The sequence below is a fragment of the Calditrichota bacterium genome (assembly GCA_013152715.1).
Lineage (GTDB): Bacteria > Zhuqueibacterota > Zhuqueibacteria > Thermofontimicrobiales > Thermofontimicrobiaceae > 4484-87.
The window spans coordinates 18,162-29,194 of the sequence record JAADFU010000066.1 but is presented as its reverse complement, the minus strand read 5'-3'; the positions used below and the strand labels follow the sequence as shown (position 1 = coordinate 29,194).

Here is an 11,033-nt window from a genome sequence, read left to right as displayed (position 1 = left end):
ATGTTGACGGCTATTTTTTCATTTTTTGTACTGTCCGTCGAATGGCACAGCCCCGTTGCCGATATTCTGTTGCCGGTGTCGATTATTTGGGGGGGAGTGTTTTTGATTTTTGTTAGGAAGTGACGGCAACATTAGCCTGCATGTTGACTAATAGAATATTATTCATAAACTTATGGTGGATTGGAAATTGAAATAGATAAGATTTAATGAAGACATGATCAAAAGAATGCGGAAAATGTGAGCAGATTTCATTTAATACCAATCTTCTATTTCCAAGCCGTCAATTTTCCCAAAATGACTGGTATTATGGGTAACAAGTATCAAGGTATTAGACAAAGCTATTCCAGCAATCAATATATCAATATCATCTATCAAAGCACCTTTTTTTCTTAAATCGGTATAAATGTCCGCTGAAATTTCTATAGAATCTTTTGTAATTGGGAGAATTGAATTATACTCAGAAAATTTTAAAAAAGCATCAAGTTGTTTTTGAGCATCTTTGTATTTTAGGCCACTAATAATCTCATAATATGTGATGATGCTAAAGTTTACATTTTCAAATTCATCAAGATATTTCTCAAATTTCATGACAACATTTTTATGATTACGCAGAAAAAAAGAAATTATGTCCGTGTCAATCAACGCTTGTTTCACGATTTCTCCTTGACATAAATGCCTTTTTACGGCGAGTTGTCACATCATTCAAAAAATCTTTAAAATCACCGTCTGACATATCTTTCCAACTTCCGGCTAATTGTAATATTTTCTGAGGACTTGAGGCTTTAGCTCCTAATCCTAATCGAGAATAATGAAGAAACTGCAAAATATCAGGTACTTTTTCATCCGGAATTTTAGCAATTTCGTCTAATAGTTTTTTACGCATTGTTGATACTTTCATTTTCAAAACCTATGAATTAGTGAATTGAGCAATATTCCTTTTAAATATAGGCAAAAAATGAGATTTACACAATAGATTTTTGTAATAAATTTTTAATGATGAATCGATTATTAACGACCAAGCTGTGCGGCGCAAAAGGGGCGCAGCGTAGTTTGCATCCGAACGAGCGCATTGTTAGGCCTATGCAGCAGGTAACACTCCTGCAGCTATTAAATCTTTTCTAATTTCAACGAGCTTTTCTGATACATTTTGAGCAAAACGTTTCTGAATGATGCCACCGAAATCAGAAAACATAGATGTCCCTTCCTTAAGTAATAGCATTACATTGCCTCGACCAAGCCTTCCACAAAACCACCCTAATTCGTAAATAACATTGGGGCGTGCCTGTAAGTAAGTTTCTGATTCTGACGAAACCTCATCATCTGGTGTAAACACAGCAACTGCATATGAGCATGTTTGAGCATAGTGCTCAAATTTTTCAATGACCGTTTTGCAACCCGCATCTGGTTGCTGGGAAAGAATTATTGGGTTCATGCGAAATTCAGTTTGAATTATGTCTTTGAGTTCTCTCCATTTGGCTTCATCGCGACCATGTATGATGAAAACGTTTTCTTTTTGGCGTAGTGACTCTTCCGCTTTTCGTCTAACAAGCAAATCTGGATTGCGTCGTAATCGTGTCAAGGACGCACGAACTACACCAAGCACATTTTCTACACCTTTTAGAGACGGCGACCCAAGATAACCGAAGCCGTTATTAAACTCATGGGCTATTTGTGCAGAATAAGTATTTGAACCGAGCGTGTCGTTATAAAGGTCTATAAGTTCACGTACGTACTGTCTATACAAGGGGTCATCTCCCTTGCCAATATGAATACCTTCACGAGTATGATTAAAACTTTCATAGATGCGAGAAAGCTCTGACTCGTATCTATCAAACTCTGCGATTATTTGATCAGGTGTCAATATTTTTCCCTTCAGGCCTAACCAGTTATTATACATATCCGTATAACCTACCATTTTAATATAGAATAAAAAATGATAAGGTCAAGAAAAATCGTTACTTTTAACTAAATGGTTTTATGTCTTTATGTAGTTATGCATATCTGCCTTTTATTATAATTTGAATGTTATATAGAAAGATTATGGTTTTTGTGTCATAGAAAAAATACCTACCAAAATTCAAAATCTGTACGTACCTTTTTTGAAAAAGAAAGATTGTCCATCGTATATTAAATGGCTACAAAATTATCCCGATTTTTGCCATAAATATTCTCATCCAAAAGCGGCGCCGAAAGGTTGCGGAGAAAGCATGTGAGATTTTCGATCGTCTCGCACTTGCCTCATCTAATAAGCAGAATGTTTTTTCGATTGAGAAGCCTACAAAGCAAATCACTCTCTTTTTTTTTATTATAAAAAAATATTACGGAAAAGTCAAGTAAAAAATGATTAAAGCTTAAAAGATAAGCCAGGCAGTTGTGGGAGCAATAATTTGAAGTTCTGCTCACATTTTTTATAGCCCAGCTTAAAAGCGAATAAAAAAAACCACCGCCTCGGGCGATGGTTTTTGGGCTTGCAATGTGAATTTTGTTATTTGGTTAGTTATTGAATTTGTTTCCTCTCAATAATAAACCACTGCTACCTGTTTCTTAAATTGCTTGAAAGTAATCTTATTGCGATTGAAGTCGTCGATGGTTTTTTTGCGGACTTTGATGATGCCGCGGGAGAAGCCTGGTTCGCTGAATCCGCCGCGGAAATTAATAGCGAACTCGACCCAATCATTCGGCTGCAGGTTGCGCAGCGTGTGGCCATAATTGGAGAGCAAATCAATCAATTTTTGCTGCATGGCATCGACCTGTTTCTGGTAATCCGGAGTTTTGCTTTGCTTAATGGTGACATTTAAATTTCCGGATTGCTGTTCCAGTAACTTTTGCAGTTGTATCGTTTCCTGATAGGGATTGGAAAAATCGACACTGGTGAGAAAAAGCACACCGTAGCCGGGAAAACGAATCCCCTGCACTTCGCTGGAAATGTTGAATGCTCCCTGTCTGCCGGCGTGTTCCATTGCCGTACGGACGACGTTGGTGAAGATGGAAATATCCTCTGCCGGCATTTTTATTTCGTCGAATTGAATTTTTTTTCGGAATGCTGCCTCGGAAATTTTCTCCTGGCGATAAGCTCGCAAGTCTTTGACCGGTGCGGATGCTACAATTTGCTGCGGTAGATTTCTGCTGATAATTGTCATCCCCGGCACGGAACTGCCAATGTCAACAACTACTGCAACCCTTTCATTCGCTTTCAAATCGCGCAGATTCGACGCGTAATTACCAAGAAAATTTACAACTCGCTGTTTGATTTCTTCAATTTGTTCTGCAAAATCGGTCTCGCTGTCTTTTCTCTGTTCGTTTTTTTCTTTCACGGTATAGGCTTGTACCTGCTGCCGCAGATTTTTCATCATGAAGAATTGCATTTCATTTATGGGCAACGAATGGCGGACATGGAAAATTACGCCGTAATCTTTCAAATAAAATCCGCGGCTGTTTGAAGCAAATGATGTGAAAAAACTTGTTTCTGATGCAAACATTTTGTCGAGAACAGTTTCCATGATTTCGACGTCGTCTTTTAATTTTTTTTCTATTTTCGCGTTTTGCGCCTGAGCCAGATTGACACCATTTAATAGCATCATTGCCGCGAAGAAAAAAATGAGTAACTTTTTATTCATCGTTTACCTCGTATTTTGTTGAACTAAAATCATTCGAGCAAAAAAGCCTGACAATTTATTTTTGCGGCGCAGAAATGTAGCGCAGCAACTCGTTGATCGAACTGTCGGTGCGTTTGATTTTCTGATATGTATTGCGCTGCAAATTAACCAGACCGCTGCCGACCAATTGCAGGTCTTTCAAACGCTGCTGTTCGTAAGTTTTGTTGAGCTGCGTTAGCGACGTTGCCCAGTCGTTGCGCAATCTGGCTTCACTTTGCGAAATAAGCGATTGCGTCAAATAGTAATTTTCCTGTCGCATTTTTTTGATCAACGCTTCTGTCTGCGCCGTCGTGAGCGCCGCCGGTTCGCTTTGTTTTGTCCCTGAAAAAAGCGACAGCCGCATGTGAAAATTACCCTGCTGGTAGGAAATTTCCGTATTTGCGATTGCCAGCAGCAAAAAGGCCGCTGCTAATCCGTAGCCGAAACGACGCGCCGCGATTGCCGGTCCGGGCAAGATTTTGCCGAAAAATTGTTTCGCCCGCTCTATCCAGGTGACTGACTCATTCACCAGAACCAATTTAAATTCCGGGTCTACATCTTCCCACTTCTGCAAAATATTTGATGTGGATTTCAGGGAAGCAAATTCTTCGCGGCATTCCTGACAGGTTTCCAGATGGGAGCGCACTCTTCTTTTGTTTTCGTCTGAAATTTCATCGTAAAGCAAGTCTATGAGCAAAGGACGCACTTCCTCACACTTCATAACTCAGCACCTCCTCGGTAATGTTCGATTTTTCAAAAATTTTTTTCAACGCATTTAGTCCGTAATACATCCGCGATTTTACCGTGTTTAGCGGTTCGCCCAGCGCCTCGGCGATCTCGCGAAATTTCAGCCCCTGATATTCTTTCATGATGATTACAATTCGCTGCTCTTCGGGGAGTTGATTGAGCGCTTTTTGCAGAATGCTGCCGATTTGTTTTTGATTGAGCGCAGCATCCGGGTGATTGTTTCCCCGGTCAATTAATTCTTCCGGCATGAGATGTCCGTTTTCTGAATTTTCCTGAATGCGATCGATGGAGAGAAATTCCCTCCGTGCTCTTTTTTTTATTTCGTCTTTGCACAAATTAGTCGCAATCTGGTACAGCCATGAAGAAAATCGTTCCGCTTCTTTCAATTTGCCGATGTTTTTGAAAACGCGAATAAATGTTTTCTGAACGACATCGCGCGCTAACTCGTCGTCGCCGAGATAGCGCAAAGCAAAATTGAAAATTGGTTTTTCCCATTGGTCAACCATGATATTGAAACGGTCGCGATTTCCGGCGATGAGTTGTTCGATCAAATCCCGCTCTGTCATGTGTTCTCCGTTTGGAATCGATTCAAAATCTAATTATTAGACTGATGAATGAGGGGAAAAGTTTTGTTTGGGGGAGAAGAAACCAGTTTTCTTTGAGGAAATTTGTTTTTAATTTCAGAAGGTGTGGTCCGTCTTTGCGATGGGCTACACCTGAAAGTCATGTTTTTGCCATTAGAATAACAAAATAGGGGTTTGTTGGAAATCACGCCGCGGACCGAAGCGCTCTTGGTGCATTCATGGCTTGTAGTTTGGAATTTCACAAAGGCAGACCATATTTTTAATTTCAGGTATTATTTTCATCAATAAAAATTTCTTATTGATTTTTAAATCAATAATCGTTATGTTAAATGTATATTTAAAAATATAGGTTTATTATTACTCATCATTTCGAAAAATCACTTATGGGAAAAAAGGACAGATTACTAATTCAAGGTTTTCTCCGCGGCAGTCAAAAAGAATACTTTCAAATTTCGAGCTGGATAACAACTGTGGTAAAGAATGACTATTGGGGATTGAAAGAAGACTGGGCAGATATTGTCCAGGATGTCAGGATTAAACTGTATCTGATTTTCCGGCAAAACTCGTTTCGGAGCGCATCAAGCCTGAAAACTTATGTCTATCGCGTTGCCAAATATACTTGCATCGATTATTTAAGAAAAAAATATCGCCATCAAAAAATTAATATTGATGCTGTGGAAATTGCGGAAAAAACCGACAATTTTACTGCGCTGGTGCAACAGGAAGAACGGGAAATGTTACGCCTCATATTAGCGAAGCTTTCAGAACGCTGCCGAAAAACGTTGCGGCTGGTTTTTATGGAGAACCTGTCTTACAAGAAAATTGCCTCTTTGTTGAATATTGCTGAAGGAACGGTAAAATCGAGAGTTTTCCGATGCATCAAGCAGGCGATTGAATTGCGGAAAAAATTTACCGATTGAAGGAACGAATTGATTTTTCCAACGACATTATTATGGGAAAAAACAATTGATTGGTAAAACAGGAGAATACATGAGCTGTAAAGAAAAAGAAATTGCGGAACTACTTCCTTGGTTTATTAATGACACGCTTCTCAGCCATGAAAAGAAAAAAATTGAGCAACACCTTAAACAGTGCCGGGAATGTCAAACTACTTTTCAGGAAATGAAAAAATTATCACTTCGGTTGACCCAGGAAAACAAAGAACTGCTTTCTGATCACATATTGTCAGCAAAGTTGGTTCAATATGCCGAGGCAAAAAATGAATTGCCAGCCGATGAGAAAAATTTTATCGAAGCTCATTTAAAAACTTGTTTTCAGTGCCGCAATGAATTGGAGATATTGGGCAAAGTTGACGCTTCTCTAAGAGAGAAACGATGGTTACAAATTTTGCTGAAAATCAAAGAAAACACAAATACGTTTCTCCCAAAGACCCTGGCGAAACCAGCATTGGCCTACATAATAATTTTATTGCTGCTTTATCCGGCGTATCTGGGAATTTTCCAACGAAAAACGATGACCGAACCCGGCGTAGTGCAACAAAATTATCAACTCCTGCAATTTAATAGTCGAGCAGAGGAAGAATCCTTAAATGAAATCAAGCTCGATGCGCAAACAGATATTTTTACCTTATCATTTACTTTGCCCGTTTTGATCAGCGAAAACATCAGATACAATGCAGAAATTTTTGACTCTGCTGATGAAATTATCTGGCAAAAGCAGGGGATTAAAAGTCTCGATGAATATGGCACGTTTCTCATTTTTTGCCATAGCCGGTTTTTTAGGGGGGGACTTTATTCTCTTCAAATTAGTGAATTCAATAAAGCGAAGAAGCAGGTGGAGGAGAGATTCCTTTTTTCATTCAAAATAGTTAAGGAAAAATAATGCCGCGAAGTTGCCGGACAAAGAGTCGGATTTACTGTCCGTGAATTTTATTTGAATAAAAATCGGCTCTATTACAAATCAGGCTTCTTTTAGAAATCTGGTTTGTTTAGTTTAAAATTAAAGGAATTTTAATGTTAAAAAAACCAAGTAAATATTTTATATTAGGAATGACCATCGTTTTAATAATTTTTAAATCGGCGATTTCACCAGCGCAGGAAAATAACGGCAAATATTTTCAAATGTATTATGCCGCTTTGCGGCTATCTAGCGAAGGGAAAAACCAGCAGGCGATAGCGCAGTTCAAAGAAATCATTCAGCAAAATCCATCGTTTCCCAGAGCGTATGTCAAGATTGTCCTGCTCTATAAAAGAATGAATGATCTGAATAGCGCTGCGGAATATTTTCAACATCTTGCGACGGAAAATAATCGCAACGGATATGCTTATTATTGTTTGGGATTGCTGGAAGAATATCGAGGAAATTTTATCGCTGCCAAAGCAAACACCTTACAAGCAATCGAACTTGTGCCGCAATATGTATTTTGCTATAAAAATTTAGTTGATGTTTACAAAAATTTGGAACAGCTTGATCAGGCTGAAAAATTTTTTACTAAAAAGATTAGGTCGAATCCCCCAAATGCGGCAGTATATTTTGGGTTGGCCTATCTTTATCGAAACAAAAGAGAGTGGCAAAAAGCGCATGAATATTATGAAAAAACAATTGAACTTAACAGTGACATTTATCTGGCTTATGAACAGAAAGGGATTTTATATTACTACGCAGGAGAAAATCAGGCCTTTTTGAATTATTCTTTGTCGGGATTAAAATTAGCAGAAAAAAATAATGACCTTGAATACGAAGCGAGATTTTTAGGCAATGCTGCGGCTGCTTCGTTAAATCTTTCCCGATATGCCGATGCGTTAAACTATTTTCAACGATCGCTGAAATTAAACAAAGAATTCGGAAATCAAAAGACGCAAGAAAGAATTTACGTAAATATGGGCGTCATTTATCGGGACACGCAAAAGTACCGGCAATCTCTAAATTACTTCAAGAAAGCGCTGGAAATATCAAAGTACCTCGGCGATAAGAACGTAGAGGCGTTGTGTTACCGGCATATCGGGTCAGTTTATTTGGCGATGAGAGAATTTGAGCAGGGAATAGCAAATTTCAACCGCGCCGAGGCTCTCGTCAATCAAATTGACGACGTAAGCATAAAAAAAGTTTTCTTTTGGAGCATGGGCGCAGATTATTATGAGATGGCTGACTTCTCCGGTTCTCTAAAATATTCACAAAAAGCCTACCGTTTAGCGGTTGAATTGGGCGATCAAAACGGACAGCAGAGAAATATGAATATGATGGGACTCGCTTGCTGGAATTTAGGTCAATACACGCGCGCACTTGACTATTTTGAAAAGGCGCTAACAATCGCCCAAAATATGGGTGACAAAAACGGGCAAAGCTACGGGCTTGGAAATATGGCGATTATTTTTGATGTCATGGGAGATTATGACAGAAGTTTATCCTATTACAATCAGGCGCTGCAAATCGCCCGAAGCGCGAAAAATAAAAAAGAAGCAGGACGGCTGTTAGGCAACATCGGCGTCGCCTACCAAAGACTAAGAAATCATGAAAAAGCAAAAAAATATTATGTTCGGGCGATTAAAATTGCAAAAGAAATTGGAGACGAAGGCAATGAGTCCGAGTTGTCCGGGAATTTAGGCCAACTATTTTATGAAATCGGAAAATTTGAAGAAGCCGATAGTTGTTTTCAAAAAGCGCTGGCCATTGCCACTGCCATAAATAACAAAAAATTAGAAGGAGACGAACTCATCAACTTGGGAAAATTAAATTTACTGAAAAATAATTTGCCCGAAGCGAAAATTTATTACCAAAAAACCTTAAGGATTGGCAAAAGAATCGGAAATCCGGAACTCATCTGGGACTCAAACGCAGGACTGGCATCGGTTTATGAAGCAAAAGGAGAAGTCCAGAAGGCGCTTCGGTACTACCGCAAAGCCATGGATCACATTGACAAAGTGCGTAGCGGATTACAGCTCGCAGAATTTAAAGCAGGTTTTTTGGTAAATAAAACGGCGGTGTTCGAAAAAACAATTAATTTATTGGCTGAGCTCCATCAAAAAAGTCCTCAACAGGGCTATGCAGAAAAAGCATTTTATTATTCTGAAAAAGCCAGAGCCCGGGCATTTTTAGACTTATTGGCTGAATCCAGGGCAAGTGTCGAGAGCGGCATTAGCGAGGCGCAAAAGATAAAAGAACGAGAGATTTTGAGAAAAATTTCGGATCTGCAAACGAAATTACAGAACTCAAATCTCGTTGACTCAAAATGGAAAGAGTTGATGGCTCAACTGGAGCAGGTCGAGGAAAAATTCAACGATTTGAAACGTGAGATGCGAAAAAACAATCCGCGCTATGCCAATCTCATTTATCCCCAGCCTTATTCTTTAAATCAAATCCGAAAAAAAGTCCTCGATCGAGAGTCGGCGCTGATAGAATTTTCTCTTGGTGATAGCAGTTCTTTTGTGTGGATAATTACTGCCGATAAAACAAATTTATTCCGCTTGCCCCAAAGGGCAGAAATCGAAAACGATGTTCGCCATTACCTGCAAACCATTTCCAGACCAGCAAATTTGGCAAATGCCTTTGCCAAACACAACACACTCGGTTTTAAGCTTTACCAAAAATTGCTGGGAAGATTTTCCCGAACCTTTCAGGAGAAATCTTTTCTGTACATTGTGCCCGATGGCATTCTCCATTATTTGCCGATGGAAACGCTGATTACGAAAAAAAGTACCGATAGCCAAACTTGCGAATACTTAATTAGTAAATTTACGATTTCGTACGCCCCTTCTGCGTCAGTGCTTTGCTTTCTCAAAGAGAAAAAACAAAAACATGTGCGGGGCAGAAAATCGCTGCTGGCGTTTGGCGATCCCTATTTTGGCGGAGGCATGGAGTTAATGGCTGTTCGCGGAGAGAATACTCCGCTCGATCCTTTGATTAACAGTTCGGACGAAATTCAATTTCGGTCTGATTCTCTCACCCGCGGACTTTACGAGCGGCGAGGCTTCAAATTTAAACGATTATCGTTTTCCGGTGTTGAAATAGCAGAAATTAGTTCGATTTTTCCTGCAGATGACAGCCGGATCTATTTTGGCGAGGCGGCGAAAGAAGAGGTCGTAAAAAGCATCGATTTGTCAAAGTACAAATATATTCACTTTGCCACTCACGGAATGATCGATCAGAAAAGACCTTCAAGATCAGCGATCGTTTTAACGCTGGACGGTGATCCTGCTGAAGATGGATTTTTGCAAATGAACGAAATCTTAAATTTGAAGCTGGACGCCGATCTGGTTACACTTTCCGCCTGCCAAACCGGACTGGGCAAATTGCAAAAAGGAGAAGGCGTTGTGGGATTGACCCGGGCATTTATTTACGCCGGCACTCCTGCGGTGGTAGTGAGTTTGTGGAACATTAATGACCGCTCGACGGCAGGCTTCATGAAAGACTTTTATCAGTTTTTACAAAACGGAAATGAACCGGCGATTGCTTTGCGGCTCGCCAAAATCAATATGCTGCACTCCGCAAGAAAATTGTATCGTCATCCCTATTATTGGGCGCCATTCGTGTTGATTGGCAATACTCGCTGAAACTCAACTTTATCTCTTACCGAAACATGGCACATAAATTTAACTCATTAGACAGATTTTAACTGCCTACACTTTCGGCGTAACCTGCCTACTGTGCATTTTGTTGAAGATAAAATAAATCGTAATTATCCAGCCTCGAAGTCTCCAAGACTCAAAGGACAAAAAAAAGAATCGATATATTCTCGCCAATAAAAAGAAATTTTCAGCAAGAAAAATTGTAAATGCATCTGATGACATGCATAAAAATCTCGGTCCTGAATCGCTTAAAAAATATATGAAGTCTGTTTTTGTTGAAAATTGCGCAAACGAGAACTAAACTACAAAAACAAGCGGAGAGTTCAATCAAATATGATAACGTCATTTTTAATTGAGGGCTACGCAGAGATTTTTAATTAAAGTTTGGAACCTTTGATTCGATGATGCGACAGTGCTTTTGAGTTGCAAAATGCAAAATTAATTTTGTGAAAGGGAAAGCGCTTGCTGTTCCTTTAGTTAAAACTGCGCTTTAAACACAAATCTTTGACAACATCGGAGAGGAAAATCATTGCGCTACAAAT

At 39.3% G+C, this 11,033-nt stretch carries 9 protein-coding genes; 3 read left to right on the top strand and 6 right to left on the bottom strand.

All coding sequences use genetic code 11. From position 1 onward, the window contains the following. Positions 1-252: 252 nt before the first annotated feature. From GXO74_05325 to GXO74_05300, 6 genes are all read right to left on the bottom strand, one after another. Positions 253-654, bottom strand: a complete 402-nt coding sequence (locus GXO74_05325; GenBank protein NOZ61081.1) for a type II toxin-antitoxin system VapC family toxin — start codon at positions 652-654, stop codon at positions 253-255. Continuing rightward, positions 635-898 carry a hypothetical protein gene (locus GXO74_05320; protein NOZ61080.1) on the bottom strand — a complete coding sequence of 88 codons (264 nt, stop codon included), beginning with the start codon at positions 896-898 and terminating at the stop codon, positions 635-637. Before GXO74_05320 ends, GXO74_05325 begins: the two co-directional genes overlap by 20 nt. A 180-nt stretch (positions 899-1,078) precedes the next feature. After that, entirely contained in the window at positions 1,079-1,861 is a 783-nt protein-coding gene (locus tag GXO74_05315; protein NOZ61079.1) for a nucleotide-binding protein, read from the bottom strand. A gap of 655 nt (positions 1,862-2,516) precedes the next feature. Continuing rightward, positions 2,517-3,617 (bottom strand): hypothetical protein, encoded by a 1,101-nt coding sequence (locus tag GXO74_05310; GenBank protein NOZ61078.1) that lies wholly within the window; start codon positions 3,615-3,617, stop codon positions 2,517-2,519. A gap of 55 nt (positions 3,618-3,672) precedes the next feature. Next, positions 3,673-4,356 carry a hypothetical protein gene (locus GXO74_05305; protein ID NOZ61077.1) on the bottom strand — a complete coding sequence of 228 codons (684 nt, stop codon included), beginning with the start codon at positions 4,354-4,356 and terminating at the stop codon, positions 3,673-3,675. Beyond that, the gene (locus GXO74_05300; GenBank protein ID NOZ61076.1) at positions 4,346-4,948 is read right to left on the bottom strand and encodes a sigma-70 family RNA polymerase sigma factor; all 603 of its coding nucleotides are present in this window, start codon (positions 4,946-4,948) and stop codon (positions 4,346-4,348) included. Before GXO74_05300 ends, GXO74_05305 begins: the two co-directional genes overlap by 11 nt. A gap of 488 nt (positions 4,949-5,436) precedes the next feature. Between GXO74_05300 and GXO74_05295 the strand changes: the two genes are divergently transcribed. From GXO74_05295 to GXO74_05285, 3 genes are all read left to right on the top strand, one after another. Continuing rightward, positions 5,437-5,886, top strand: coding sequence for a sigma-70 family RNA polymerase sigma factor (locus GXO74_05295; GenBank protein NOZ61075.1), 450 nt, complete (start codon positions 5,437-5,439; stop codon positions 5,884-5,886). A gap of 70 nt (positions 5,887-5,956) precedes the next feature. After that, positions 5,957-6,808, top strand: coding sequence for a zf-HC2 domain-containing protein (locus GXO74_05290; protein NOZ61074.1), 852 nt, complete (start codon positions 5,957-5,959; stop codon positions 6,806-6,808). 131 nt (positions 6,809-6,939) lie between these two features. Next, complete coding sequence (locus GXO74_05285) at positions 6,940-10,476, top strand: CHAT domain-containing protein (GenBank protein ID NOZ61073.1); 3,537 nt, start codon at positions 6,940-6,942, stop codon at positions 10,474-10,476. Positions 10,477-11,033: the final 557 nt, after the last annotated feature.

Coding starts and splice junctions, on each gene's coding strand:
- GXO74_05320 (NOZ61080.1), bottom strand. CDS start 898: ATGAAAGTATCAACAATGCGTAAAAAACTATTAGACGAAATTGCTAAA.
- GXO74_05310 (NOZ61078.1), bottom strand. CDS start 3,617: ATGAATAAAAAGTTACTCATTTTTTTCTTCGCGGCAATGATGCTATTA.
- GXO74_05305 (NOZ61077.1), bottom strand. CDS start 4,356: ATGAAGTGTGAGGAAGTGCGTCCTTTGCTCATAGACTTGCTTTACGAT.
- GXO74_05300 (NOZ61076.1), bottom strand. CDS start 4,948: ATGACAGAGCGGGATTTGATCGAACAACTCATCGCCGGAAATCGCGAC.
- GXO74_05290 (NOZ61074.1), top strand. CDS start 5,957: ATGAGCTGTAAAGAAAAAGAAATTGCGGAACTACTTCCTTGGTTTATT.
- GXO74_05285 (NOZ61073.1), top strand. CDS start 6,940: ATGTTAAAAAAACCAAGTAAATATTTTATATTAGGAATGACCATCGTT.